The organism is Actinokineospora lacus (assembly GCF_053813445.1).
On the sequence record NZ_JBQERA010000009.1, the window covers coordinates 173,406 to 200,314 of the forward strand.

Genomic DNA, 26,909 nt, shown 5'->3' on the forward strand with positions numbered 1-26,909 from the left:
ACGTACCGTGGACGGGGTGAGCACCCTCGCCCTGGAGAACCAGTTCGCCCGCGCGCTCCCGGAGATGGCCCTCCCGTGGCAGGCCGAGCAGGCGCCCGCCCCGAGCCCGCTCCTGCTCAACGAGCCGCTGGCCGGGGAACTGGGCCTGGACCCCGCCTGGCTGCGCAGCCCCGACGGGGTGGCCCTGCTCGTGGGCACCGCCCTCCCCAGCGGCGCGGCTCCCGTGGCGCAGGCCTACGCCGGGCACCAGTTCGGCGGCTACTCCCCGCGGCTGGGCGACGGGCGGGCGCTGCTGCTCGGGGAGATCACCCACGCCGACGGCCGCCCCCGTGACCTGCACCTCAAGGGCTCCGGGCGCACGCCGTTCTCCCGCGGCGGCGACGGCCTGGCCGCGGTGGGGCCGATGCTGCGCGAGTACGTCGTCAGCGAGGCGATGCACGCCCTCGGGATTCCCACGACCCGGTCCCTGGCCGTGGTGGCGACCGGGCGGCCGGTGCGCAGGGACACGGTGCTGCCGGGCGCCGTGCTCGCCCGGGTCGCGAGCAGCCACCTGCGGGTCGGCAGCTTCCAGTACGCGCGGGCCACCGGCGACGTCGACCTCCTGCGCCGCCTGGCCGACCACGCGATCGCCCGCGAACACCCCGGCGCGGCGGACGCCGAGCGCCCGTACCTCGCGCTGTTCGAGGCGGTCGTCGCCGCCCAGGCATCGCTGGTGGCCCGGTGGATGCTCGTGGGCTTCATCCACGGCGTCATGAACACCGACAACATGACGATCTCCGGCGAGACCATCGACTACGGGCCCTGCGCGTTCATGGAGGCGTTCGACCCGGCGACGGTGTACAGCTCCATCGACCACGGCGGGCGCTACGCCTACGGCAACCAGCCGCTCATGGCCGAGTGGAACCTCGCCCGGCTCGCCGAAACCCTCCTCCCCCTGCTCGCCGACGACCAGGACCAGGCGATCGCGCTGGCGCTCGAGGCACTGGGCGCGTTCCGCGGGCGGTACGACAGCGCGTGGTCGGCCGGGATGCGGGCCAAGCTCGGCCTGCCCGATGGCCTCGACGACACGGTGACCACCCCGCTGATCGACGACCTGCTCACCCTCCTGCGGGACAACCACGTCGACCACACGTCCTTCCACCGCCGCCTCGGCGCGGCCGCCCGCGGCGACACCGAGCCCGCGCGCGAACTGGTCCTCGACCTCGCCGGGATCGACGCGTGGTTGACGCGCTGGCGGGCCCTGGACCCCGACGCCGAGGCGATGGACCGGGTCAACCCCGCCCACATCCCCCGCAACCACCTGCTCGAGGAAGCCCTCACCGCCGCCACGGCGGGCGACCTCGGCCCGCTCACCGGCCTCCTCGACGCGGTGACCAACCCCTACGACGAAAGCCCCGACCGCGAGCGCTACGCCACCCCGGCCCCCCAGGACTTCAGCACGGCCTACCAGACCTTCTGCGGCACCTGAGGCTCTACGCACAGTGGGCGCGGACCAGCCGCCGTTGGGCCGTGCGAGTCAATCCCCGGCTTCGGATGGCCCCAATCACCCGCAACCGCTGACGTCGGCCCGCGAACCCCGATATACCGGCGGAGAACCGTCCGCCGCCCGGCGGGCGGGTGGTGTTCTGGGGGTTCTGCCAATGCTGATGTCCTTGCGATGGCGCGCGTCCGCACGCGCCCGGCTCGCCGCCGTCGGCGCGGTCACGGCCACGCTGTCGGTGATGCTGACCGGAGTGGCGCACGCGGAGGCGCCGACGAATGACGATTTCGACCACTCGACGCCCGTGGCGGCCCTGCCGTTCACCGCGCGGCAGGACACGAGCGCGGCGACCAAGTCGCCGGACGACCCGTACTCGTGCCAGTCGCACTACTCCGAAGGCGGCGTCTGGTTCCACCACACCGCCACGGCGGACGGGTTCCTGCGCGCCACCACGGTGGGCAGCGACCACCCGACGATCCTGTCGACGTACACCGGAGAGCGCGGCGAGCTCTGGTCCGTGTCCGACGCCTGCGGCTCCGGGAACAACGCCAGCGTCACGTTCCGGGCCACCGCGGGCACCACGTACCACTTCCTGGTCGCGGGCGACGACATCCCGGGCGGCGCGCTGACCTTCACGCTCGACTCGGTGCCCGCGGCGCCCAACGACGCCTTCGCCGACGCCGAGCCGGTCTCCACGCTGCCGCTCACCCGGGAGGCAGACCTCTCGATCGCCACGTTCGAGGCCGACGAGCCGAGGTCGAGCTGCGACCAGAACGCGATCTCGCCGTCGGTCTGGTACGCGTACACCACACATGGTCCGGCGATCTCGGTCACCGCGCGGGTGGAGGACAACGGCACGGCCGTCACTGTCTACACAGGATCGAGCATCGCGGATCTGACGGAAGTGGCCTGCGAGACGAACACGTACTACGATTCCGCGGTGTTCAGGGCGAGTCCCGGCACGACGTACCACATCCGGGTCACCGGGCCGTCGCGGTCCCAGCAGCCCACCACGCTGCACCTGGCCGAGGCGCCGCCGCTGCAGCCGTGGATCGACCAGTCGCCGTCGGAGCCGTCGGTCTACGACGTCGTGCGCTTCTCCGCCTCGTCCTGGAACTCCATCGACACTCCGATCACCGCTGAGTGGGACTTCGGCGACGGCACGACCTCCGAGGCGAGCACCAAGGCCGTGTCCCACCACTACACCGCCGACGGCGTCTACCCGGTCACCCTCCGCGCCGTCTCGCCCGACGGCCGCACCGCCACCAAGACCATTGCCGTCGAGGTGAAGACCCACGACGTGGCGATCACCCGGTTCGACGTCCCGTCATCCGCCCGGGAAGGCGCCACCAAGCCCATCACCGTGCACGTGGCCAACACTCGCTACCCCGAGGCGGCGACCGTCGTGCTGTTCAAGCACGAAGGGACGTTCTGGCGCGAGGTCGGCTCGCTGACCTTGGACGTGCCCGCGCGACCTACCCGCAAGGCGCAGTTCCCGTTCGCCTACACCTTCACCCCAGATGACGCCCGGGTGGGCAAGGTGACCTTCCGGGCGGTGGTCACGCTGCCGTACCCGGTGCGCGACGCCCGCCCTGCGGACAACGAGGTGGTCGCCATCGCCACGACCGTGACGCCCAGCGCCACACCGGTGGGTGCCGAATGACCGGCTTCCGAACTCCAGGGGGAGATCAGATGGGTCCGTCCACGCGACGGCGAGCGCGCTCGCCGATCATCGCCCTCGTCGCCGCCGTGATGGCGGTCGTGGCACCCGGTGTCGCGCACGCCGCGCCGCCCGCCAACGACGATTTCGACACCGCCACGGTCGTCACCGCCTTGCCGTTCGCCACCACCCAGGACGCCAGTGAGGCGACCAAGGCAGGCGACGACCCCACCGACTGCTTCTACTGGAGCACGCGAAGCGTGTGGTTCAGCTACACCGCGCCCGCTGACGACATCGTCAAGGCCGCGGTGAGCGGGAGCGGGTGGTCCCTCGCGGTCTACACCGGCGAGCGGGGCTCGCTCACGCGGCTCCCGGGCGCGTGCACCCACTTCAACGTGCCGTCCGAGACGGTCACCGTGACCGCGGGCGCGACCTACCACTTCCTGCTCGAGGGGTACGGCGACAGCCCGGTCACCCTCGACCTCAGGTCCGTCCCGCCGTCGCCGAACGACGACTTCGCCGCCGCGACGGTGTCCGGGCTGCCCGCGACGCACCAGGGCAACCTGGCCCGCGCGACGGTCGAGGCGGGCGAGGCGCCGTCGAGCTGCGACGCCGCCGCCGACAAGTCCGTCTGGTACCGGTACACCCCCGACCGCACGCGATTCGTGGCCGTGGAGGCGTACCAGGGTTGGGGCCCGGGGATCACCGTCTACCGCGGGGCCACGCAGGCGACCTTGACCGAAGTGGACTGCGTGCCGCCACGCTTCTACGTGGGCTCGGTGTTCGCCGCCACGGCGGGCGAGACCTACCACATCAGGGTGGCGGACGACGCCGCGAGCGCGGCGGGGTTCGCGCTGCGGCTGACCACCGCGCCCGCCTTGGCGCCCCGTGTCCACCCCAGCGTGAGCCACCCGTCGGTCTTCGACGACGTCGCGTTCCACGTCGACTCGGGCGACAGCCTGGGCAAACCCCTGGTCTCCGGCGAGGTGCGGTTCGGGGACGGCGCCTCGGCGCCCATCACCGGCAGCACCGTCGAGCACCGCTACGCCGCCGACGGCGAGTACCGGGTCGAGGTGACCGGCTCGACCGCCGACGGGCGCACCGGGACCGGCGTGTCGGTCCTGCGGGTGGAGACCCACGACGTGACGCTGTCGGACCTCACCGTGCCCGCCTCGGCACGTGTGGGTCAGACCAAGCCGATCACGGTGTCGGTCGGGAACAACACCGGTCACGGCGAGACCGTCGAGGTCGAGCTGCTGAGGCTGAGCGAACACGGCCACTTCAACCGCGTCGGCACCCTCTCCCAGTGGGTCTCGGGCTCCGCGCGGGTGGGCTTCCCGTTCGCCTACACCTTCACCGCCGCGGACGCCGCGGCAGGCGGCGTGACGTTCAAGGCGGTGGCCACCGTGCTCCACCACCACTCCAGGGACGACAACGGAGCGGACAACGAGCTGGTCGCCACCACGGCCACGGTCCGCACCGGGGCAGGCTGATTCCGGTTGTCGCCGGGGGCGGGCACCAGCCTCCCCCGGCGACACCGGGCGTTCACGGGCCGAAGGCGGTGAGGAAGCGGTCGCGGAAGGTGTCCATCGGCCAGACGGGGGCCAGTGGGCCGGGGGTCAGGCCCTCGTCCCACCGCCACGCGGACACCCGGGCCAGGACGGCGGGGTCGCGGGCGATGACGGTGACCGGCACGTCCCGCCCGGCGTCCGCCCCGGTGACGAGGCGGGTGGGCTGGTGGTCGCCGAGGAAGACGACCACGAGGTCGTCGTCGCCGTAGGTTTCCACATATGAGACAAGGGTTTCCAGCGAGTACACAATGGACCGCACGTAGTCGGTCCGCACCTGGGCGGGGTCGCGCTGCCAGATGGCCCGTGGTTCGACGGCGCCCGAGGGCATGGCGGCGAAGACGGACCCGTCGCCCACCTCGTCCCAGCCGACCGTCGCGGGGATGGGCGACCACGGGGCGTGGCTGGACAGGACGGGGATGACCGCCATCAGCGGGCCCCGGCCCGGCCGCGCGCGCTCGCGGTGCTCGAAGGCGGACAGGGCGTACTGGTCGGGCATCGTGGCGAAGCCGAAGCCCGGCCCGCGGTAGCCGAGGTCCCCGGCGGCGTGGACGCGGGCGTAGCCGAAGAACGCCGCCTCCGGCCACGCCCGGGTCACCCCCGGCATGACCCCGGCGGTCTCCCACCCCGCCCGGCGGAACGCGCTGGTGAGGGTCAGGCGGTCGCTGGCGACGAGGTCGCGGTAGCGGCGCTGCGTGTCGACCCACAGCCCGGACAGCAGGGTCGCGTGGGCGAGCCAGCTGCCGCCGCCCGCCGTCGGCGAGGCGAGGAAGGCGCTGCGGGCGGTGAAGCCCGCCGCGCGGAGGCGGCGGGTCCCGGCGTCGAGGGCGGCGTCGACGCGCGGGGCCAGGCCGGGGTCCTCCACGGCGTCGCGGCCGTAGCTCTCCACGAACACCAGGGCGACGTCCTTGCCGCGCAAGGCACTCAGCAGGTCGTGCGGCGAGGCGTCCCGGAACCGGTCGACACCGTTGGCCGCGGCGAACCGCTCCCGGTCGCCCAGGCGCGCGCGCACCTGGCGGGCGTGGTCGACGACGAGCGCGGCCGTGCGGCGGGAGGCCAGCGGCTCGCCGGACGGACCCGGGGCGCTGAAGGTGAGCCCGGCGACGGCGAGCACGGTGACGGCGCGGAGCGCCCACTGCCGGTGCCGGACCACGGCGCCCGCCAGGCGCAGTGCGGCCACTGTGGACAGAACCGTCATGCCTGCCACGACGGCGACGGCGCCCACCGCCGACGCGATCGCCGCGGGACGGCCACCGGTCGCGGCGACGTAGTCCAGCGCGGGGCCGAACAGGGCCCAGTCGTGCACCAGGTCGAACGGCCGGTGGAGGACGGCGTCGAAGCCGATGTCCAGCGCCTTCAACCCCACCGCCGACCCGATGGCCGCCCCGCCGATCGCCGCGACCACGCGCCTGGCGCGGGCGGGCAGCACGAGCAGGAGGACGACGGCGGCGAGCCCTTCCACCGGGACGCGCAGGAACTCCCGAGGGGTGAGGCGCTCGACGTCGCTGGGGGCGGCGAGGAAGGCCAGCACGGTCAGTCCCACCAGGACCGCGCCCACCCGTGCCGCGGGGCGCCTGGGGGTGGGACGCGGACTTCGTGGCGCGGACCGTCGGAGCACGGGCAGAACACTAAAGTGTCCACGCATGGCCCGCCCCCACGTTCTCCTCAGCGTCGCCGCCAGCGTCGACGGCTACATCGATGACGGGGGTTCGCGGCGCTTCCCGCTGTCCAACGCCGAGGACTTCGACCGCGTCGACCAGCTCCGCGCTGAGTCGGACGCGATCATGGTCGGTGCGGGGACCGTGCGCGGGGACAACCCTCGGCTGCTGGTCAACGACCCGGCGCGGCGGGCGCGGCGGGTGGCCGACGGGCGCGCCGAGCACCCGGTCAAAGTCACCGTGACCGGCACCGGGGACCTTGATCCGGAGCGGCTGTTCTGGCACTGCGGCGGCCACAAGCTGGTCTACACGACCGAGCGCGGGAAGGCCGCCGCCGCGCGGCTGGCCGACCTCGCCGAGGTCGTCGCGCTCGGGCCCGAGATCGACTTCGGCGCGCTGCTCGACGACCTCGGCGGCCGGGGCGTCGAGCGGCTCATGGTGGAGGGCGGCGGCCGGGTCCACACGGCGTTCCTGGCCGCGGGCCTCGCCGACGAGATCCGCATGGTGATCGCGCCCATGCTGATCGGCCAGGCCGCGGCGCCGCGCTTCGTCAACCCCGCCGAGTTCCCCGGCGGGCCCGCCCACCGCTTCCACCTCGAGGAGGCCACGATGCTCGGCGACGTCGCCGTCCTGCGCTTCTTCCCCCGCCGGCGCTCCTAGGGCCTGTCCTCAAACCCCGATCGCGACAGCCGGGCCAGATCGGCCGCTGACGGCACCGCCGCAGAACCCGAGTACAACCCGGTACGAGGGCCCCGCGCCTGCACCGTCAGCGACCGATCCGATCCCGACTCTCACCGACCGGGGTCTGAGGACAGGCCCTAGCGACGCGCCCGGGAGGGCAGCAGCGCCAGGATCGTGTCCCGGCGGAACCACGCCACCACCGCGGCCAGGACGAGCAGGATGGCGGGCAGGACCGCGTCCCCGTCGGCCAGCAGGAACAGCTCGGTGCCGACGGCCCCGGCCATCACGCCCACCAGCCCGAGGGCGGCCAGGCCCGACAGCCGGGGGATCAGCAGGCCGATGGCGCCCGCGATCTCCAGCACCCCGGTGAGGTACCGCAGCCACTGGCCGAAGCCGATCTCGTCGAACTTGCGCACGAAGTCGTCGCCGAACAACAGGAATCCGCTGTAGACGAAGTAGGCGGCCAGCAGGACCTGCGCCACCCACAGGACTACGTTGACCGCGCGGGCTCTCGCTGATTGATCAGGCACGGGCGCATCCTTCCACCCGGGTCGGGTCGATCACGGCCGGGTCCGCCACAGCCACGCGCCGTCGCGGCCGAAGGACCACAGGAGAGCGGCCAGCGCGAGGCCCGCGATCACGCCGCCCAGGGGCACGACCCCGGACGCGGCGACGACGAGCAGGACGCCCTGGAGCGCGGCCACCGCCTTGCGCGCCACGCTCGGCGGCAGGCCCGCGCGCAGCCACGGCAGCACCCACGACGCCGCGACGAACAGGTAGCGCATGGCGCCGATCAGCAGGACCCACGGTCCGACACCCGCGGCGACCTGGGCGCTCAGGACCAGGATGAGGAACGCGTCGACCTCCATGTCGAAGCGGGCGCCCAGCGCCGAGGCGGTCCCCGTCCGCCGCGCCACCTGCCCGTCCACGAAGTCCAGCGCCAGCGCCACCGACGCCAGCGTGACGACGAGGGGCGTCACGACAGCCCCGTCGGCGACGTGCGCCGCGACGGCGCCGACCAGCGCCCCCCTGGCCAGGGTGATCCGGTTCGCGGGCCCGGGTGAGCTGATCCCGTGCCGCCGCATCGCCCGCCTCAGCAGGGCCACCGTGGCCGCGCAGTAGGCTGTCCCGACCGCCCAGCCGGTGGCGCCGAGCCCGACGGTGGCGCCGAGCAGGCCCAGCAGGACCAGGTGAGCGCCTGCCCACGCGGCCAGTTCGCCCTCGGTCAGGGTGGTGCGGTCAGGCGCCGGGGTGTGCTGAGGTGGGGTCATTCGCCAGTCCGTCTTCTTGGAGGTCTCCGACTTGGTACGCGCGGCGAGGGCATTCTGGGTCACGTCCTCCGGGCACGGGGAGGTCCGACCGGTCACACTCCCGGACCCCGATCCGGGCGAGGTGCTCGTGCGCACGCTCTGGTCCGGGGTCAGCCGGGGCACCGAGACCCTGGTGCTGCGGGGCGGGGTCCCCGAGAGCCAGCACGCGGTGATGCGCGCGCCCTTCCAGGATGGCGAGTTTCCCTGGCCGGTCAAGTACGGCTACCTCAACACCGGCGTCGTCGAGATCGGACCGGCCGACCTGCTCGGGCGCACGGTCTTCTGCCTGTATCCACACCAGACCCACTACGTCGTCCCGGCCGCGGCCGTCACCCCGGTGCCCGACACGGTGCCCGCCGCCCGCGCGATCCTGGCGGGCACGGTGGAGACGGCGGTGAACGCGCTGTGGGACGCCGCCCCGCTGGTCGGCGACCGGATCGCGGTCGTGGGCGCGGGGATGGTCGGCTGTGCCGTCGCCGCGCTCCTCGCCCGGTTCCCCGGCGCGCGGGTCGAACTCGTCGACGTCGACCCCGCCCGGGCCGCGGTCGCGGACGCGCTCGGTGTCGCTTTCGCACCGCCCGAGCAGGCCCGCGGCGGCTGCGACCTGGTGGTCCACGCCAGCGCGACCGAGGAGGGCCTGGCCGGGGCGCTGGCGCTGCTGGCGCCGGGCGGGCGGGTCATCGAGCTGAGCTGGTACGGGGACCGGCGGGTCAGCCTGCCGCTGGGCGAGTCCTTCCACTCCCGCAGGCTCAGCGTGCGCGCCAGCCAGGTCGGGACGGTGGCCAGGGCGGACCGCACCTTCGCCGAGCGCATGTCGCTGGCGCTCGACCTGCTCGCCGACCCCGTGTTCGACGCCCTGATCACCGGTGAGAGCGGGTTCGACGAGTTGCCGGAGGTGCTGGCGGGCAACGGGCTTTCGGCCCTGTGCCACCGCATTGGCTACGGTGCCGGGCATGGCTGACCCGTACCTGCTCCCGCTGACCACCACCGTCGAGGTGGCGGAGGGCGGGGCCCGCGTGGCGGTGCTGCCCATCGGGAGCTTCGAGCAGCACGGCCCCTTCCTCCCGCTGGCCACGGACACCGTCATCGCCTGCACCATCGCCGCGGCCATCGGCGCCGCGTACCCGGTGCTGGTGCTGCCGCCGGTCACGGTCTCCTGCTCCCACGAGCACAGCGCGTGGCCGGGGACGGTGAGCATCTCGGCGCGGACGCTGCATTCCCTGGTGGGCGACATCGCCGGGTCGCTGCGCGAGTCCGGGGTGGCGAAGCTCGTCCTCGTCAACGGCCACGGGGGCAACTACGTGCTGTCGAACGTGGTCCAGGAGGCGCGGGGGGCCATGGCGCTGTTCCCGGGCTCGCAGGACTGGGCGCGGGCCGCTGCCGCCGCCGGGATGGAGACCTCGGCCAGGAGTGACATGCACGCGGGCGAGTGGGAGACCTCCATCCTCCTGCACGCCCACCCCGCTCTGGTGCGGGAGGGCTACGACACCGGCGACTGGACGGCCGACGACCGGCGGCACCTGCTGACGCTCGGCATGGCCGCCTACACGACCTCGGGCGTGGTCGGCCGTCCTTCCCTGGCGTCGGCGAAGAAGGGCAGGGACCTGCTCGCGGAGCTGGTCGCGGCGTTCGCCGACTGCCTGGCGGTCCTGGGCCGGTAGTCGGCGGCCAGCACCAGTGCTCCCGGCAGGGACGCCGCCATGGCGAGCACCCCGTAGGCGACCGCCGTGCTCAGCCCCCGCTCGGCGCCGAGCCCGACCGAGCCGAAGGCCATCGCCAGGAACGCCTCCCGCGGCCCCCAGCCGCCGACGTTGACCGGCACCGACATCACCAGCAGCGCGGTCAGCACCAGCGGCACCAGGTCCAGGACGGGCGCGGCCGTGCCCACCGCGCGGGCGGCGACGATGAACAGCCCGACGTGCCCGGCCAGGGCCGCCGCGGACAGGAGCAGCACCAAGGGAAGGGCCCGGCCGGAGAACACGGCGGACCGCGTCCCAGACCATGTGCCAGACCACGTCCCCGAACATGTCCCAGCCCACGTCCCGCGCACTCGCCGCCACAGCAGCGTGACGGCCACCGCGGTGAGCACGGCCAGCACCACGACAACGGTTCCCGGGGCGATGGCGGCGGGCAGCGCGGGCCGGGCGACCAGCGCCGCGCCCACGGCGACGAACAGGACCGCCTGGCCCACCAGCCGCTCGATCACCACGGCCCGGACGCCGCGGCCGAGGTCCCCCGAGCGCCGACCGTGGCTGACCGCCCGGTGCACGTCGCCGAGCACCCCCGCGGGCAGGACGGCGTTGAGCAGCAGCGCGCGGTAGTAGTCGGCCACCGCCGTCCCCATCGTCAGCGGCAACCCCAGCCGCGCGCCACCACACACCACCGCCCAGCACTGAGCACCGTCGTCACCACCCCCACCCCCAGCGCGGCGACCACCGACAGGGCACCAACCGCCCGCACCCCGGCCAGGAACGGCTCAGCCCCGAGCCGCACCCCCAGCGCCACCAGGACGCCGACCCCCACATCCAGCCGAACCCACGCCCAGACCCGCCTCACACTGCCCTCCGGACGACCAGGGAAGGAGGTAGTGAACCACGCCTGCCCGAGGAAACAGCGCCACGCCGAACAAGCCGACCACCACTCACCCACCGGACTCGCCTACCGCCACCAGACCAGCGCGACAAGCAGCAATCCCGACTCACGGCTCCCGCGAACCAGCCAGACGGCCACCACCCGCGGTTCGCCACCGCGAGTGCCACGTCGAGGAATCCGGGACGCTACTCACACACCGCGGCCACCCAGCGCGACAAACACCTCCGGCCAGTGCCACTCACGACGCCCTCGGGATGGCCAGGAGGTCGGCGTGGTGGACCGTCACGCGGGGGTCGTCGTCGAGGCGGCGGTGCAGATAGGCGGGGGCCACGGCGTCGAGGTCGGGGTGCTGTTCGCGGGCGGCGGCGACCCAGCCCGTCAGCCACTGGCGGGTCAGTTCGGGCCGGTGCGGGCCGAGGCGCCACGGGCTCGGGGTGGTCAGCACCTCATGCGTGCGCTCGAACGCCGCTGTCGCGGCGGGCACGGCGTCCGGGCCGAGCAGGCCGCGGCCCGCCACCTCGCGCCGCTGGTGGGCGTTGAAGGCCGCGGAGAACTCCGCGTCCAGCGGGTCGGGTGGGTCGAACTCGACCTGGCCGGTGACGGAGAGGGTCAGCAGGACCGGGAGACCGGCACATGCCGCGGCCAGGCCGCCCACCTCGTCGGCGGTGAGCAGGTCCAGGAGAGCCGAGGCGGTGACCAGGGAGGCGCCCGCGAGGTCGGTCGGGCGCAGCGCGGCGAGGTCGCCCTCCCTGGTCTCGACGGTGACCCCGGAACCGGTCAGGCGGGTGGCGGCGATGGCGAGCAGGCGGGGGTCGCGGTCGTGCAGGACCCAGTGCCGCGGCCCGTCCAGTCTGCCCGCCAGCCACCGCCCCATCGAGCCCGTCCCACAGCCGAGGTCGTGGATGACCAGTGGCGCGCGGATCGTGCGCAGGGGTTCGGCGAGGGCAGCGGCGCGGGCCTCGGCGTCGGCGTCCTCGCGCAGCGCCAGCCACTCCGGCGCGAAGCTCACCGGCTCACCGCCAGCACGTCGGCCATGGACTTGGCCGCCTCCGTCCACGTCGGCAGCTCATCCCCGCGCTGCCCCGCCGCGGTCCGCAGCGTTCGCCGGAGGTCGGCGTCGAGCAGCCAGTCGCGCAGCGCCTCGGTGAGCGCCCGCTGGTCGCCCGGCGGGACCAGCAGGCCGGGCAGGCCCCCGGCGACGCGCCCGAGGGCCTCGGAAATCCCGCCGCAGGCCGTGGCCAGCACGGGAACCCCGTGCGCCAGCGCCTCGGTCACGACCATCCCGTAGGTCTCGGCGCGCGAGGCCAGCACCAGCAGGTCGGCCGTCGCGTAGGCGGCGGCCAGCCGCGCGCCCGAGCGCGGGCCGACGAGGCTGATCCGGTCGCCGAGCCCGTGGTGGGCGATCCGCGCGCGCACCAGCGCCACCTGCGCGGGGTCCCGGCCGAGCGGCCCGACGCACTCGCAGGTCCACGGCAGGTCGGCCACGGCGGCGAGCGCGTCGACGAGCAGGTCGTGGCCCTTGCGCGGGGTCACCGACGCCACGCAGAGCAGCCGGGACGCCCCGTGCGGGCCTGGCGACCGCGGTGCGGGGTCGGTCCCCGGCGCGACGGCGTGCACCCGGTCCGGGGGCAGCCCGTGGTGGTCGACCAGCCTGCCCGCGGCCCAGTCGCTGGTGGCCACGACGGCGCTCGCGGCCCCGAGGGCGCGCCGCTCGACGGCGTCGAGCGCCTCGGCGACCTCCGGGGGCAGCCCGGTCTCGTCCGCCAGCGGCAGGTGGACCAGGACGACCAGCCGCAGCCGACCGGCGTGGGGGACGAGGACGTCCGGCACGCCACAGGCGACGAGCCCGTCGATGAGCACGGCGGAGCCGTCAGGACAACCGGCCAACACCGAGGCCAGGGCCGTCCGCGCGGCGGCGGTCGGACGTGGCCATTGCCCCGGGACGGGCACGTCGCGCACCGGCACGCCGAGTGCCCTGAGCTCCTGGGAGATCCGGCGGTCGTAGAGGTTGCCACCGCTGACCGCGGCGGGGTCGTCGATGTCGCCGGGAACGATGAAGCAGACGCTCACAACGCGCGCTCGTAGCCGCCCCAGGCGACGTGGGACTCCGTGAGGGTGACCGCCAGCGTCGCCAGCCCGCGGGCGCCCTCGCCGAGCGCGCCCGCCAGTGCCCGCTCGGCCATCCGGTCCGCGATCACCTTGGCCAGGAACTCCGTGGAGGTGTTGACGCCCGCGAAGGCGGGGTCGTCGTCGAGGTTGCGGTAGTTCAGCTCGCCCAGCACCTCACCGAGCTGCCGGGTGGCCAATCCGATGTCGACGACGATGTTGTCGGCGTCCAGTTCGGCCCGCTTGAACGTCACGTCGACGAGGAACGTGGCTCCGTGCAGGCGCTGCGCCGGTCCGAAGACCTCGCCCCGGAAGCTGTGAGCGATCATCACGTGGTCGCGGACGGTGATGCTGAACAGGACGGGCTCCTTTGCCGTGGCGTGCGCCGACTTCGATCTCCGGTCAGCGTACGCGGGCCGGGCCGGGAACGAGAGGACCGAAGTGGACGACCAGGTGTTCAACGGCGAGGACGTCGCCGAGTCCGATTTGATGACCACCAGGGGCCGGTTCCGGGCCGTCGCCTTCCGGGCCGACGGCCACGAGCACCTGGCCTTGGTCCACGGGACGATCGGAACCGGTGAGGGGGTGCTCGTGCGCCTGCACTCGGAGTGCATGACCGGTGACATCTTCGGCGCCGTGCGCTGCGAGTGCGGCGGGCAGCTCAACGCCGCCCTGGACATGATCGTCGCCGAGGGCGGCGGAATCCTGGTGTACTTACGCGGGCACGAGGGCCGGGGGATCGGCCTGGTCGCCAAGGTGTGGACCCAGGCCCTGCAGGACGAGGACGGACTCGACACGGTCGACTCGGCGACGCGCTTGGGCCTGCCGGTCGACATCCGCGACTATCGGCCCGCCGTCCTGGTGCTCAAGCACCTCGGGGTGCGGTCGGTGCGGCTGATGTCCAACAATCCCGAGAAGAGGCAGGCCCTGGAGGACAACGGGATTCGCGTGCAGGCGCGGGTCCCCCTCCTCGTCCCCGCGCACGACCACAACATCGGTTACCTGACCGCGAAACGGGACCGCCTCGGCCACGACCTGCCCCAGGTCGACCAGTTCTCCGCGGAACCAGCGACCTCCGCCCAGCAGGGACGGCAGGCGCCGAGCGTTCCGTCCCCGTGAGCAAAACGGCTCAAGTCCCCGCCAACCGGGTACCCCGCCGGGAACCCAGTGGAGGGAGACGAAGGCCATGCCTGGTTTCGAGTACGAGGCGCCGGTGGACCTGCCCGCGGAGCAGGTGTTCGACTACGCGTCCGAGCCCGCGAACCTGCCCGATTTCGTGTCCGCCGTGACCGAGGCGCACCGCGGTGAGGACGGGCGCGTGCGAGTGGTGGCCGAGGTCGACGGCAGGCCGGTGGAGCTGGAGGTCTGGCTGCGCGTTGACGCCCACGCCAGGACGGTGGCGTGGGGGACCGGGGACGGCAGCGACGGCGAGCTAGCTGTGCGTGATCACGGCGCGGGGACGAGCGAGGTGGTGGTGCGCCTGCACACCGCGTGGGCGGACGGCGCCGAGGCGCAGCGGGGCGTGGAGCAGGCGGTGGCGGCGATGACCCAGGGCGCGGCGGCGAAGACGGACTCGGCGCGGGCCGCCCACCAGGAAGGGTGGGCGGGCTAGGGCCTCGCGCCACGCCCGGGGTACCGGCGAACCGAGCGGTTCCGGATGACGGGAAGGGGTCTGACGGGAAGGGGTCGGCACACCGGGATGTGTGCCGACCCCTTCCCGTCAGCCCGTGGGAGTCATGCCGGGAGGGTCAGGGTGTCCAGGGCGTGGTCACCGCCCAGCTCACGTCCTCGGCGTAGGAGGCGGGGCTGTCGTAGACGTGGGCGCCGCCGTTGGACGACACCCAGACCGCCTCGGAGAAGTGCCGGACGCTGGTGCCCAGCTCGTTGACCGACGCCAGCCGGACGCTGCCCGCCGACGCCCCCGGCTGCGCGCAGAAGGTGGCGTCGCGGCGGTACACGTCGGTGCCCGCGTTGCCGTCGAGGCGGACCCGGAACGCGGCGTGCCGCAGGTAGCTGCCGGGCTGGTTGCGCGCTTCGAAGGAGTAGCAGCTGGAGTCGGCCAGCCCGCGCCGGACGACGAAGGTGGCGTCCGCCTTGAGCAGCGCCGGGCTCGCCGCGCTCACCACGTCGGTGCGGGCCAGGCCGTCCTGGTGGCGCAGGTAGCGGTCGGTGAACCCAGGGGTGGTCACCCGCAGCGACCGGGCCTGGTCGAGCGGCAGGGCCGCGGCGCTGCGCCACAACGGGATGGTCGACGCCCACGTCGTGTCCGCGGCGAAGCCCGCCGCGGCGTCCCACGGGTTCGGGCCGCCCTGCCGGGCCAGGTACACGGCCTCGTTGTAGTGCCGCACGTAGTGGCCAGGGAGGTTGGCCGACTCCAGCGCGGTGCCGCCCTGGCCCGGCCGGGCGCAGAACGTGGCGTCGGCGGCGAACCCGGGTGAGCCGTCGTTGGCGTCCTTGCGGACCCGGTAGGCGGAGTGGCGCAGGTAGTGGCCGGGGAAGTTGCGCGACTCGAACGACAGGCACGCGGCGTTGGACAGGCCGGGCCGGGCCCAGAAGGTGGCGTCCTGCCTGGCGGCGTCCGCGCTGCCGTCGCCCACCACGTCGGTGCGGGCGAGGCTGTCGAGGTGGCGCAGGTACCGGGTGGTGAACCCGGCCGTCGTCACCCGCAGCGAGACCAGCTCGCCCCGGCCGACCTCGGTGCCGGTGGCCAGGGCCAGCACCCGCAGGTTGACCTCCCGCACTCGGGCCTCGGTCATCTTCAGCACCCGGCGGTCATAGGTGTAGAAGCCGTTGACCTCGTTCTCCAGGTCGTAGGGCTCGGTGTAGACCGAGCCGGACAAGCCGCGCGAGTGCACGAACCGGCCGACCTCCTTGGTGATCTCCACGTACCGGTTGGTCAGCGACGCCTCGTCCGGGAACAGCTCGCCGTAGCCGAACCCGGCGCCGGGCTGCCATTCGTGGCCCGCCACCCGCCTGCCCAGGCCGCCGTACTCGCCGAGCACGGCGATCCGGGTGGCCGAGGGCGTCCGCGTGCCGCTGGACATCTGGTAGGCGTGGTCGTCGATCACGTCGCCGTTGGGCGGCTCGGGGTCGGACAGGCAGCAGTTCGACCCGGAGTTGTGGTTGATCAGCCTGGTGGAGTCGATCGAGCGGACCAGGTCGACGATGCGCTGGCTGTCGTACTCGCCCCAGCCCTCGTTGAACGGCACCCACTGCACGATCGAGGTGATGCCCTTGAGCTGGTCGACCATCCGGCGCAGTTCGGCCTCGAAGTTGGCGCGGCCCGCGGCGGGCGGGTCGTCGACGGTGTCCAGCGAGGGCATGTCCTGCCAGACCATCAGCCCCAGCCGGTCGGCGTGGTAGAACCAGCGCGCGGGCTCGACCTTGATGTGCTTGCGCACCATGTTGAAGCCCAGCGCCTTCTGCCGCTCCAGGTCGAAGCGCAGTGCCGCGTCGGTCGGGGCGGTGTAGATGCCGTCGGGCCAGTAGCCCTGGTCGAGGGTGCCCAGCTGGTAGACGAACTTGCCGTTGAGCAGCGGCCGCAGCACCCCGCCGACCATCGCCTTGCCGAGCGAGCGCATCCCGAAGTACCCGGTGACGGTGTCGCCGCCGCCCGTGCCGGTCAGCGTGACCCGCAGGTCGTAGAGGAACGGGTCGTCCGGGGACCACAGCCGCGCGTTCGGCACCGGGACCCGCAGGCGCGAGCCGACGGCGCCGGTGGCGGACCCCACGACGGCGCCGCCGCTGAGCACCTCGGCCCTGGCCTGCTGGCCCGCGATCCCCGAGCCCTGCACCACCAGGTCGAGCACGCCCGCGGGCACGTCCGGGGTGGTGTCCAGGCGGGTGATGTGGGCCGGGGCCACCGGTTCCAGCCAGACGGTCTGCCAGATGCCGGACGCGGCGGTGTAGAAGATCCCGCTCGGGTCGCGGCGCTGCTTGCCGATCGGGAACCGGCCGCCGTCGATGGGCGAGTGCGCGCCGACGATGATCTCGTTGGCGCCCGCGCGCAGCGCCGCGGTGATGTCGAAGGAGAACGCGTCGAAGCCGCCGGTGTGGGTGCCGACCTGGGTGCCGTTCACCCAGACCCTGGTCTCCCAGGTGACGGCGCCGAAGTTCAGCCGCACCCGCCGACCGTTCCAGGTGGACGGCACGGTGACGGTCCTGCGGTAGAACATGTTGTCTTCGTGGCGTTTGATCCCCGACAGGGCGGACTCGATCGGGTACGGCACGAGCACGCCCTCCGGCAGCGTCCGCCCGATCGGTGGCGAGTTGAGGTTGGGCGCCCCGGTGAACTCCCACACCCCGTTGAGGTTCAGCCAGTCCGACCGGACCATCTGCGGGCGCGGGTACTCGGGCAGGGCGTTGGTCGGGGACACCTGGCTGGTCCACGGCGTGGTGAGCGGGGCGGCTTTCGGCACCCAGGTGGCCGCGGCCGCCGTCGGGGCGGCGACCGTGGCCGTGCCGAGCAGGAGAGCCGTGACGGCGCCGAGTACCCAGCCTGATGTCAGGCGTCTGGACATGGTTGCTCCCAGGGAATCGCAGGGTGAGGTGGAGCCATTGCCATCGAGCCGGGCGAGCGCCGCGGAGGTGCCGAGGGCCTAACCCGTCGTGCTTTCCCGGATCTCCAGGGAGAACGGGATGCGGACGTCCTCCGGCGCGAACAGCTGCCCGCCGTTGGCGCGCCGGTGGACCAGGTCGACCGCCGCGTGGGCGATGGCGGTCTTGTCGGGGGCGATGGTGGTCAGGGACGGCAGGCTGTAGGCGCTCTGCTCGGTGTTGTCGAAGCCGACGACCGCGATGTCCCGCGGCACCCGCTTCCCGTGTTCGGTGATCGCCCGGACCGCGCCGAGCGCGAGCAGGTCGTTGAAGCAGAACACCGCGTCCGGCGGTTCGGGCAGCGCGAGCAGCCCGGCCATGGCCCGCGCGCCGTCGGCGTGGTGGTAGCGCAGGGCCCGCGCGATCAGCTCGGGCGGCTGGGACAGGCCCGCCTCGGTGAGCGCCTCGCGGTAGCCCGCCAGCCGTTGCGCCGCGGTCCCCCGGGTGGGGTGCTGGCCGATCACCGCGATCCGCCTGCGGCCCGTCTCGACCAGGTGCCGCACGGCCACGCGCGAGGCCAGCACGTTGTCGATGCCGACGTGGTCCATCGGCACCTCCAGCGCGTGCTCGCCGAGCAGGACCATCGGCACGCCGGGGGCGATGTCGGCCAGGTCCTCGGCCCGCAGCGCCTCGGGGCTGATGAGCGCGCCGTCGACGAGGTGCGGCCCCAGCGCGGCCAGGGTGGCCTGTTCCCGGTCCCTGGCGCCCTGGGTCTGCTCGATCAGGACGCTCCAGTCCCGGGCCTGCGCCGCGGTGATCACCCCGCCCGCCAGCTCGCCGAAGTACGGGATGCTCAGCTCGGGCACCACCAGCGCGATGAACCCGGTGCGCCCGCGCCGGAGGTTGCGGGCGCCGAGGTTGGGCCGGTACCCGGTGGCGGACAGGGCGTCCTCGACGCGCCGCCGGTTCTCCGGCCTGACGAACGCGTGGCCGTTGACCACGTTGGACACCGTCTTGACCGACACCCCGGCGAGTTCGGCGACATCCTTGAGCGTGGCCACCTGCCGCTCCGTCCGTCGCGTTGGCGATGTCTGGATCGTAGCGCGGTTACAACGTTGTGCCAACGATGTAAAACCGCGCCCGCCGTGGCGGGCTCCTCCGGGACCCGAGGAGCCCGCCACGACCGCGACCGGTCAGGCCGGAAGCGTCCAGCGCTGGTTGGCGGCGCCGACGCAGTCCCAGATGTGGACCTGGGTGCCGTCGGCGGTGCCCGCGCCCGACACGTCGAGGCATCTGCCCGACTGCGGGTTGACCAGCGAGCCGTTCGCCTGGGCCGTCCAGGCCTGCGAGCCGGTGCCGTTGCACGTCCACAGCTGCACGAGCGTGCCGTTGACGGTGCCGCCGGTCTTCACGTCCAGGCACTTGCCCAGCGCGCGGAAGGTGCCGTCACCGCCGACCGTCCAGGACTGGGCGGCCGAGCCGTTGCACGTCCAGATCTGGATCTTCGTGCCGTCGGCGGTGCCGCTGTTGCTGATGTCCAGGCACTTGTTGGTCGCCGCGCTCACGACCGGGCCCGTCCGGCTGCCCGGCATGGAGTTGAGCGTGTACCACGCCTCGGTGTTCCACAGCGACGCGCCGGACTCGGCGGCGAAGGGCCGCGGCGACCGCACGTGCACCACGCGGCCGGGCTGCAGCCCGGCGAGGCTGAGCGTGACCTTCTTGCGGTCGGCCGAGACCGCCGCGGAGGTCACCGTCAGGGTCTGCTCGTCGACCTTCGGGCCGCCGTAGCCCGAGGTGGGCACGTAGCGCCACTGCTTGACCTTGTACTTCGTCGCCAGGTCCTGGACGGTGGCCGCCGACAGCGGCTGGGTGTACTCGATCTCGAACCCGCCCGTCACCGCCCGCATGGCCAGCATGTCGAAGGCGTTGGCGCCGTTGAGGGACAGCTTCTGCAGGCCGTGGCTGAGCTTGCCCGCCTGGCCCCAGTTGCCGCCCGCGCCGATGCCGCCGGTGTAGATCGCCCCGTCGGGACCGAGGCTGATGCGGCTGACGCCGGACTCAAGCCCTTGGGTCATGCGGAAGACCGCGCCCTGGTACTCGCCGCCGACCTTCTCCAGGTAGGCCCGCTGGATGCCGCCGTAGGTCACGTCGCCGAACAGCATCTGCCCCGCGAAGGGCCCGGTGGTGACCTGGACCGGGTTGCTGGGCGAGTTGGCGATCTCGTTCTGCGGCAGCCACAGCACGGGCTGGCTGACCGGCCGGGTGTCGAAGGGGCCGTCGGGGTTCATGTGGTGGTTGAAGAAGCGGTCCTGCTTGATGTGCAGCAGCTTCGACGTCGGCAGCCAGCCGCCCTGGTTGTCGGTGACGAAGATGCCGCCCTCCGGGCCCCAGCCGATGCCGTTCGGCGTGCGCAGCCCCCCGGCGACGTAGGACACCGCGCCGGTGCTCTTGCTGACCTTGATGGTGGTGCCGCGGTTCGGCGCGGGCTGCGGGTCGGTCGTCGCGCCGCCGTAGTTGATCGACACCGACAGGTTGAGGTAGAAGAAGCCGTCCTGGTACAGCATCCCGAACGCGAACTCGTGGAAGTTCCCGCCGAAGGGCCAGGTCGCGACCGTGCGGTAGTTGTCGGTGACGCCGTCGCCGTTGGTGTCGTTCAGCTCGACGAGGCGGTGCTTCTCCGAGACGTAGAGCTTGCCGTCGACGTACTTGATCCCCATCGGCTCCTTCAGGCCGGTGGCGATCCGCTGGGTCCGCACCTGGGTGGGGCTGGTGCTGCCGGTGGCGTTGCTGATCAGGTGGACCTCACCGAGGGTGTTGTCCGTCCCGCCCCACGTCGCGATGGCCAGGCGGCCGTCCGGCAGCCAGTCCATGCCGCTCACCTGCGGCTGGAAACCGCTGGGGCGCAGGTTGGTCAGCGTGTAGTTGGGGTGCACCCCGGTCAGCGGCAGCCCGTCGCCCGGGGAGTCGCCGCCGCCCTCGCACTCCTTGCGCCCCGGGGCGGTCACCCTGACCACGCCCGCGTCCGTGCTCAGCGCCGAGTTGGGCACCACGGAGTACGCCGCCGCGCCCGGCGGCTGCCACTCCAGGGTGACCTGCTGGCCCGCGGTGTTGTCGAAGTGGTCGATCCGCAGCGCGTGGTAGCCCTGGGTCAGCGCGATCGACCCGGTCTTGGCCGTGGGCCCGTGCAGGCCGTCGTGGTCGATCACGACGGTGTCGTCGATCCGCAGGCGGGACCCGTCGTCGCTGGTGAGCCGGAAGTTGTAGGTGCCCGCCGCGGTGACGTTGATGTTGCCGGTGACCTCGGAGACGAAGTAGTCGCCGATGACGAAGTCGGTGGTGGCGGTCCAGTTGACCGTCGACATCCGCTTGTCGACGTTGGGGGTCTGCCCGGGTTTGAGCGTGCAGAGCTTGCTCAGCGGGGCCTGGATGTCGAAGACCCGCAGCGTCACGCCCGGCTCCTGCGGGGGTGGGGCCGCCTGGGCGGGCCCCGGCGCGACGACCACGCCGGACAGGGCGATGAGCAGCGCGGCGCCGGCGGGGATCAGGCCGCCGGTCCGTCGTCGGGTTCGGCTGTGAACCGCGAGTCGCATGGGTTTCTCCTAGGACCATGCCGGTGGCCCGGAAACCCGCGTGGCGGCGGATCACCGTTCACCGGTGCTGAGTGGACCGTGGGTGAGCGAAGGACATCGGTGTCGTTGCGATGACCGCGTCTTCCGGCCGTGCGGTGCCTCGGCGGGTCAATGCGCGCCGCCCGCGCGCACAGATCGGACCGTACGACCACTTTCGCATTAGGTCAACGAAAGTCAGTACATATCTGCCTCAAGTCCGAATCGATGAGGCATAACTTGGGCGATCATCGCCGCACTTAAGGCAACTTCATCGTTCTACGCAGCATATGTCCGGCCATCCATCCCATTCGACTACGCCGAACAGGGCATCAAGTGGTCAACACGTTCGTCTGCCAGAACCAAACTTTAGGCCGATCCAGCGAAAGTCATTCCTCTGACCTTCGAAAGTCCTCTACTTTCGGGCGCACTCACCCCGGTACCCGCTCCGGTCAGACAACGCAGTCTGGAAGGAAGACGCGCCATGCTGAGGTCCCCTCGCGCCCTGACCCGCCTGAGTTCGGCCGCCGTGCTCGCCGTCGCGGGCTCGGTGGTGGCCCTGTCCACTGGCGACACCCCGGCCGCCGCGGCGGCGCCCTCGTACCAGCAGGTCACCCTCGCCCGCGGCGCCGCCGAGATGGGCGAGCCGATGTCCATGACGGTGCTGCCCAACCGCGCGGTGCTGCACACCTCCCGGGACGGGACGGTCCGCATCACCGACGCCGCGGGCAACACCAAGGTCTCCGGCACGATCCCCGTCTACAACCACGACGAGGAAGGGCTGCAGGGCATCGCCGCCGACCCCAACTTCGCGGCCAACCGCCACGTCTTCCTCTACTACGCGCCCAAACTCTCCACCCCGAGCGGCGACGCGCCCTCCGACGGGACGAACTTCTCCGCCTGGGTCGGGGTGAACCGGCTGTCGCGGTTCGTGCTCAACGCCGACGGCACGCTCAACCTCGCCAGCGAGAAGCCCGTCCTCGACGTGCCCGCCGACCGCGGCATCTGCTGCCACGTCGGCGGCGACATCGACTTCGACGCCGCGGGCAACCTGTACCTGAGCACCGGCGACGACACCAACCCCTTCGCCTCCGACGGCTACAGCCCCCACGACGAGCGCGCCAACCGCAACCCGGCCTTCGACGCGCAGCGCAGCAGCGCCAACACCAACGACCTGCGCGGGAAGCTCCTGCGGATCAAGGTCAACGCCGACGGCGGCTACTCGATCCCGGCGGGCAACATGTTCGCCCCCGGCACGGCGGGCGCCCGGGCGGAGATCTACGCGATGGGCTTCCGCAACCCGTTCCGGTTCAACATCGACAAGGCCACGGGCGCGGTCTACCTCGGCGACTACGGCCCGGACGCGGGCTCGACCAGCGCCACCCGCGGCCCGGCCGGGCAGGTGGAGTTCAACCGGATCACCGCCCCCGGCTTCTACGGCTGGCCGTACTGCACGGGGACGAACACCACCAGCGAGACCTACAACGACCACAACTTCGCCACCGGGGCCTCGGGCGGGAAGTTCGCCTGCGCCACCGGGGCGGTCAACAACTCCCCGCGCAACACCGGCAGGCAGACCCTGCCCGCGGCCAAGTCGTCCTGGATCAAGTACGACGGCTGCTCCGTCGCCGCGTTCGGCTGCGGCAGCGAGTCACCCATGGGCGGGCCGGTCTACCGGTACAACCCCAACCTCGCCTCCTCGGTCAAGTTCCCCCAGTCCGCCGACGGGCACTTCTTCGCCACCGAGTTCGGCAGGCGCTGGATCAAGGACATCAGCGTCAACGCCGACGGCTCACCCGGGGCCATCAACCCCTTCCCCTGGAGCGGGACCCAGGTGATGGACTCCGCCTTCGGCCCGGACGGCGCGCTCTACGTCCTGGACTACGGCACCGGCTGGTTCACCGGGGACGCGAACTCCGCGCTGTACCGCATCGAGTACACCGCCGACGGCCTGGCGCCGATCGCGAAGGCGAGCGCGGACAAGACCACCGGGCAGGCGCCGCTGACGGTCGCCTTCTCCTCGGCGGGCTCCTCCGACCCCGACGGCGACGCGCTCACCTACTCCTGGACCTTCGGCGACGGCGGCACCTCGACCGCGGCGAACCCCTCGCACACCTACACCACCAACGGCGCCCGCACCGCCACGCTCACCGTGCGCGACAGCACCGGGAAGACCGCCAGCGCGAGCGTCCAGATCACTGTCGGCAACACCGCGCCGACAGTGCGGCTCGACCTGCCGCGCAACGGCCAGCTGTTCGCCTTCGGTGACGCCGTGCCGTTCCAGATCACCGTGAGCGACCCCGAGGACGGCGCGATCAACTGCGCCAACGTCAAGCTGAGCTACATCCTCGGGCACGACTCGCACGGCCACAAGCTGACCGAGAAGACCGGCTGCTCCGGCGTCCTGCAGACCCCGACCGACGGCGAGCACGACCCGAACGCCAACATCTTCGGGGTCTGGGACGCCGAGTACACCGACTCCGGCGGCATCACCACCCACACCCAGCACATCACCCAGCCCAAGACCCGGCAGGCGGAGCACTTCAGCTCGGCCAGCGGCGTCCAGGTCGTCGACCACGCCCCCGCGCACGGCGGCAAGACCGTGGGCTACATCGACAACGGGGACTGGATCAGGGTCGAGCCCTATGTGCTCAGCAACGCGACGTCGTTGACGGCGCGGGTCTCCTCCGGCGGTGCGGGCGGCTCGCTGGAGGTGCGGGCCGGGTCCGCCACCGGCGCCCTGCTCGGCTCGGTGGCGGTCCCGGCGACCGGCGGCTGGGAGACGTTCACCAACGTCACCGCCGCGCTGTCCAACCAGCCCGCGGGCACCACGGCGCTGGTCCTGGTGTTCAAGGGCGGCGCGGGCTCGCTGTTCGACGTCGACGACTTCACCTTCACCACCGGCGCCCGCAGCGGCCAGATCACCGGTCTCGGCGGCAAGTGCGTCGACGTCAGCGGGTCCAACACCGCGGACGGGACGAAGATCCAGCTCTGGACCTGCAACAGCACCAACGCCCAGAGCTGGGCCCTCGGCGCGGACAACACGGTCCGTGCCCTGGGCAAGTGCATGGACGTCAGCAACGGCGGGACCGCCAACGGAACCCCGACGTGGTTGTGGACCTGCAACGGCGGCGGTGCCCAGCAGTGGGTGCCGCAGTCCGACGGCACCCTGAGGAACCCCCAGTCCGGCCGCTGCCTGGACGCCTCCGGCAACAGCAGCGCCGACGGCACCGCACTGCACATCTGGGACTGCCACACAGGAGCCAACCAGAAGTGGACCCTGCCCTGATGCGTTACGGAAGGAACTCAGCGATGTCCCGACTACGATCCGCCTTCGTGGCACTGGCCGCGTCCGCGGCGGTGATCCTCACGATGGCGCCGGGCACGGCGACGGCGGCCGACCCGGCCTACAAGGTGCTGGTCTTCTCCAAGACCGCGGGCTTCCGGCACTCGTCCATCCCCAACGGCATCCAGGCGATCCGCGATCTGGGCGCCGCCAACAACTTCTCGGTCGACGCCACCGAGGACGGCGCGGCCTTCAGCACGGGCAACCTGTCGCAGTACAAGGCCGTGATCTTCCTGCTGACCACCGGCGACGTGCTCAACGACAGCCAGCAGGGCGCCTTCGAGACCTACGTGAAGTCCGGCGGCGGGTACGTCGGCGTGCACTCGGCCTCCGACACCGAGTACAGCTGGCCGTTCTACGGCGGCCTGGTGGGCGCCTACTTCCACTCGCACCCGGCGATCCAGCAGGCGACGGTGCGCGTGGAGGACCGCGCGCACGCCTCCACCTCGCACCTGGGCAACAACTGGGTGCGCACCGACGAGTGGTACAACTTCCAGGCCAACCCGCGCTCGACCGCGAAGGTGCTGGCCAGGCTGGACGAGGGCACGTACTCCGGCGGCAACATGGGCGATCACCCCATCACCTGGTGCAAGACCTACCAGGGCGGGCGGTCCTGGTACACCGCGGGCGGGCACACCGAGCAGTCCTACGCGGACCAGGGCTTCCGCGCGCACCTGCTCGGCGGCATCCGCTACGGGGCGGGCATGACCGACGCCGACTGCAGGCCGGAGAACGGCTACACCTCCATCTTCAACGGCACCAACACCTCCGGCTGGAGCCAGGCCGGGCCCGGCGGCTTCACCGTGGCCGACGGCACGCTGACGTCGTTCGGCGGGATGGGGATGCTGTGGTACTCGGCGAAGGAGTTCCAGTCGTACTCGCTGAAGATGGACTGGCGGCTCGCGGGCGACGACAACTCCGGTGTCTTCATCGGCTTCCCGCCGAGCAGCGACCCGTTCTCGGCGGTGAACAACGGCTATGAGATCCAGATCGATGCCACCGACTCCCCCGACCGCACCACCGGCTCGGTGTACGGGTTCAAGGCCGCCGACATCCCCGCCCGCGACGCCGCGCTCAACCCGCCCGGCGAGTGGAACACCTTCGAGCTCCTGGTCGAGGGTGAGCGGCTGCAGGTGTTCCTCAACGGGGTGAAGGTCAACGACTACACCAACACCAACCCGGCCAAGAGCCTGCTGCAGGGCCACGTCGGCATCCAGAACCACGGCAACGGCGACGACGCGTCCTTCCGCAACATCCGCGTCAAGGAACTCGGCGGCGGCGCCCGGACCGGTGAGATCAAGGGCCTGGCGGGCAAGTGCATGGACGTCAGCGGGTCCAACACCGCCGACGGCACCAAGATCCAGCTCTGGACCTGCAACGGCAGCGGCGCCCAGCGGTGGACCCTGCCCGGCGACGGCTCCATCCGGGCGCTGGGCAAGTGCCTGGACGTCCGCAACGGCGGGACCACCAACGGAACCCCGACCTGGCTGTGGACGTGCAACGGCAGTGGCGCTCAGCAGTGGCAGCCGCAGTCCAACGGCACCGTGCGCAACCCGCAGTCGGGCCGCTGCCTGGACGTCTCCGGCAACAGCAGCGCCGACGGCACCGCACTGCACCTCTGGGACTGCCACACCGGGGCCAACCAGAGGTGGACCCTGCCCTAGGTGGTGTTTCCGATGTGGAGCACGGCATAGACCGCTGAACTCCGCACACCGCGAGGGGCTGGAGACCCCGACCGGCACCGCGGACCAAGGGCGGCCCAGTCCCCGCAACGACTGGGCCGCCCGTCCGGCGCGCGGGCCGGTGGGGTGTCGCGCCTACTTCCGGACGCGGAAGCGGAGCATCGTGACGGCGCCCGACTGGGTGTTGCCGAAGGGTTCCAGGTCGATCCGGCCGAGGTCGGGAGGCGAGAACCGGACACCGTCGCCGAGCAACACCGGCACGACGTACACCAGGACCTCGTCGACGAGCCCGCGTCGCAGGCACTGGGCGGCCACGTCGGCGCCGAGGACCTCCACGTTCTTGTCACCCGCGGCGCCGCGTGCCGTGGCGACGGCTTCCTCCAGTCCACAGGTGAGGAACGTGACGGAGGGGTCCGGCTCGGCGGGAGGCTCGTGGGTGAGGACGAACTGCGCTCCCCCGTCGTAGGTGGTTTCCTGACTGGCCGAACGCATACCCTTGGCGACCTCGTAGGTGCCCCGGCCGACGAGCATGGCACCCGTGGCCGCCATGACCTCCGGGAACGCGTCCGCGGCCAGGTGCTCGGCGATCCAGCCCATCTCGTGGCCAGGCCCGGCGATGAAGCCGTCCAGCGACATCGCCCTGTTCACAACCACTTTGCCTGCGCCAAAGCCCACATCACTCATG

General features: G+C 72.4%; 22 protein-coding genes. 10 read left to right on the top strand and 12 right to left on the bottom strand.

Annotation, left to right across the window (positions count from 1 at the left end; translation table 11 throughout):
- Nucleotides 1-16: 16 nt before the first annotated feature.
- The 3 genes from ACTG9Q_RS22875 (at nucleotide 17) to ACTG9Q_RS22885 (ending at nucleotide 4,633) form a co-directional block, all read left to right on the top strand.
- A complete protein-coding gene (locus ACTG9Q_RS22875; protein WP_455574903.1) occupies nucleotides 17-1,468 on the top strand; it encodes a protein adenylyltransferase SelO in 1,452 nt (483 codons plus the stop codon).
- A 178-nt stretch (nucleotides 1,469-1,646) separates the two neighbouring features.
- Nucleotides 1,647-3,143: a PKD domain-containing protein gene (locus ACTG9Q_RS22880; RefSeq protein WP_455574904.1), complete on the top strand. Its 1,497-nt coding sequence runs from the start codon at nucleotides 1,647-1,649 to the stop codon at nucleotides 3,141-3,143.
- A gap of 29 nt (nucleotides 3,144-3,172) precedes the next feature.
- Complete coding sequence (locus ACTG9Q_RS22885) at nucleotides 3,173-4,633, top strand: PKD domain-containing protein (protein ID WP_455574905.1); 1,461 nt, start codon at nucleotides 3,173-3,175, stop codon at nucleotides 4,631-4,633.
- A 52-nt stretch (nucleotides 4,634-4,685) separates the two neighbouring features.
- Here ACTG9Q_RS22885 and ACTG9Q_RS22890 read toward each other — a convergent pair whose 3' ends face one another.
- Complete coding sequence (locus ACTG9Q_RS22890) at nucleotides 4,686-6,251, bottom strand: sulfatase (RefSeq protein WP_455574906.1); 1,566 nt, start codon at nucleotides 6,249-6,251, stop codon at nucleotides 4,686-4,688.
- 100 nt (nucleotides 6,252-6,351) lie between these two features.
- On the opposite strand from ACTG9Q_RS22890, the gene ACTG9Q_RS22895 reads away from it, so the two are divergent.
- Nucleotides 6,352-7,026 (top strand): RibD family protein, encoded by a 675-nt coding sequence (locus tag ACTG9Q_RS22895; protein WP_455574907.1) that lies wholly within the window; start codon nucleotides 6,352-6,354, stop codon nucleotides 7,024-7,026.
- Between the two features lie 158 nt (nucleotides 7,027-7,184).
- On the opposite strand, the gene ACTG9Q_RS22900 is transcribed toward ACTG9Q_RS22895, so the two are convergent.
- Complete coding sequence (locus ACTG9Q_RS22900; RefSeq protein ID WP_455574908.1) at nucleotides 7,185-7,577, bottom strand: DoxX family protein; 393 nt, start codon at nucleotides 7,575-7,577, stop codon at nucleotides 7,185-7,187.
- Nucleotides 7,578-7,607: 30 nt separating this feature from the next.
- Complete coding sequence (locus ACTG9Q_RS22905) at nucleotides 7,608-8,318, bottom strand: CDP-alcohol phosphatidyltransferase family protein (protein WP_455574909.1); 711 nt, start codon at nucleotides 8,316-8,318, stop codon at nucleotides 7,608-7,610.
- Nucleotides 8,319-8,349: 31 nt separating this feature from the next.
- Between ACTG9Q_RS22905 and ACTG9Q_RS22910 the strand changes: the two genes are divergently transcribed.
- Together ACTG9Q_RS22910 and ACTG9Q_RS22915 are read left to right on the top strand one after the other, a co-directional pair.
- Nucleotides 8,350-9,318, top strand: coding sequence for a zinc-dependent alcohol dehydrogenase (locus ACTG9Q_RS22910; RefSeq protein WP_455575057.1), 969 nt, complete (start codon nucleotides 8,350-8,352; stop codon nucleotides 9,316-9,318).
- The gene (locus ACTG9Q_RS22915; protein ID WP_455574910.1) at nucleotides 9,311-10,018 is read left to right on the top strand and encodes a creatininase family protein; all 708 of its coding nucleotides are present in this window, start codon (nucleotides 9,311-9,313) and stop codon (nucleotides 10,016-10,018) included. Before ACTG9Q_RS22910 ends, ACTG9Q_RS22915 begins: the two co-directional genes overlap by 8 nt.
- Here the strand turns inward: ACTG9Q_RS22915 and ACTG9Q_RS22920 are convergent.
- From ACTG9Q_RS22920 to ACTG9Q_RS22940, 5 genes are all read right to left on the bottom strand, one after another.
- A complete protein-coding gene (locus ACTG9Q_RS22920) occupies nucleotides 9,901-10,701 on the bottom strand; it encodes a lysylphosphatidylglycerol synthase transmembrane domain-containing protein (RefSeq protein WP_455574911.1) in 801 nt (266 codons plus the stop codon). The two genes, ACTG9Q_RS22915 and ACTG9Q_RS22920, sit on opposite strands and share 118 nt — an antisense overlap.
- Before the next feature lie 2 nt (nucleotides 10,702-10,703).
- Nucleotides 10,704-10,913, bottom strand: coding sequence for a hypothetical protein (locus tag ACTG9Q_RS22925; protein ID WP_455574912.1), 210 nt, complete (start codon nucleotides 10,911-10,913; stop codon nucleotides 10,704-10,706).
- Between the two features lie 274 nt (nucleotides 10,914-11,187).
- Entirely contained in the window at nucleotides 11,188-11,958 is a 771-nt protein-coding gene (locus tag ACTG9Q_RS22930) for a class I SAM-dependent methyltransferase (protein ID WP_455574913.1), read from the bottom strand.
- A complete protein-coding gene (locus ACTG9Q_RS22935; protein WP_455574914.1) occupies nucleotides 11,955-13,019 on the bottom strand; it encodes a glycosyltransferase family 4 protein in 1,065 nt (354 codons plus the stop codon). Before ACTG9Q_RS22935 ends, ACTG9Q_RS22930 begins: the two co-directional genes overlap by 4 nt.
- Complete coding sequence (locus ACTG9Q_RS22940) at nucleotides 13,016-13,414, bottom strand: 6-pyruvoyl trahydropterin synthase family protein (RefSeq protein ID WP_455575058.1); 399 nt, start codon at nucleotides 13,412-13,414, stop codon at nucleotides 13,016-13,018. Before ACTG9Q_RS22940 ends, ACTG9Q_RS22935 begins: the two co-directional genes overlap by 4 nt.
- 82 nt (nucleotides 13,415-13,496) lie before the next feature.
- Between ACTG9Q_RS22940 and ACTG9Q_RS22945 the strand changes: the two genes are divergently transcribed.
- The gene (locus ACTG9Q_RS22945) at nucleotides 13,497-14,174 is read left to right on the top strand and encodes a GTP cyclohydrolase II (protein ID WP_455574915.1); all 678 of its coding nucleotides are present in this window, start codon (nucleotides 13,497-13,499) and stop codon (nucleotides 14,172-14,174) included.
- 67 nt (nucleotides 14,175-14,241) lie between these two features.
- Nucleotides 14,242-14,667, top strand: coding sequence for an SRPBCC family protein (locus ACTG9Q_RS22950; RefSeq protein WP_455574916.1), 426 nt, complete (start codon nucleotides 14,242-14,244; stop codon nucleotides 14,665-14,667).
- Between the two features lie 136 nt (nucleotides 14,668-14,803).
- On the opposite strand, the gene ACTG9Q_RS22955 is transcribed toward ACTG9Q_RS22950, so the two are convergent.
- The 3 genes from ACTG9Q_RS22955 to ACTG9Q_RS22965 form a co-directional block, all read right to left on the bottom strand.
- Nucleotides 14,804-17,575, bottom strand: a complete 2,772-nt coding sequence (locus ACTG9Q_RS22955) for an AbfB domain-containing protein (protein WP_455574917.1) — start codon at nucleotides 17,573-17,575, stop codon at nucleotides 14,804-14,806.
- 78 nt (nucleotides 17,576-17,653) lie between these two features.
- On the bottom strand, nucleotides 17,654-18,652 hold the full coding sequence (locus ACTG9Q_RS22960) for a LacI family DNA-binding transcriptional regulator (RefSeq protein ID WP_455574918.1): 999 nt from the start codon (nucleotides 18,650-18,652) through the stop codon (nucleotides 17,654-17,656).
- Between the two features lie 132 nt (nucleotides 18,653-18,784).
- On the bottom strand, nucleotides 18,785-21,181 hold the full coding sequence (locus tag ACTG9Q_RS22965; RefSeq protein WP_455574919.1) for a ricin-type beta-trefoil lectin domain protein: 2,397 nt from the start codon (nucleotides 21,179-21,181) through the stop codon (nucleotides 18,785-18,787).
- A 499-nt stretch (nucleotides 21,182-21,680) separates the two neighbouring features.
- Between ACTG9Q_RS22965 and ACTG9Q_RS22970 the strand changes: the two genes are divergently transcribed.
- On the top strand, nucleotides 21,681-24,485 hold the full coding sequence (locus tag ACTG9Q_RS22970; protein WP_455574920.1) for a carbohydrate-binding protein: 2,805 nt from the start codon (nucleotides 21,681-21,683) through the stop codon (nucleotides 24,483-24,485).
- Nucleotides 24,486-24,508: 23 nt separating this feature from the next.
- Nucleotides 24,509-26,206: a ThuA domain-containing protein gene (locus tag ACTG9Q_RS22975; RefSeq protein WP_455574921.1), complete on the top strand. Its 1,698-nt coding sequence runs from the start codon at nucleotides 24,509-24,511 to the stop codon at nucleotides 26,204-26,206.
- A 153-nt stretch (nucleotides 26,207-26,359) separates the two neighbouring features.
- Here the strand turns inward: ACTG9Q_RS22975 and ACTG9Q_RS22980 are convergent, their stop codons facing one another.
- Complete coding sequence (locus tag ACTG9Q_RS22980) at nucleotides 26,360-26,908, bottom strand: dihydrofolate reductase family protein (protein WP_455574922.1); 549 nt, start codon at nucleotides 26,906-26,908, stop codon at nucleotides 26,360-26,362.
- Nucleotide 26,909: the final 1 nt, after the last annotated feature.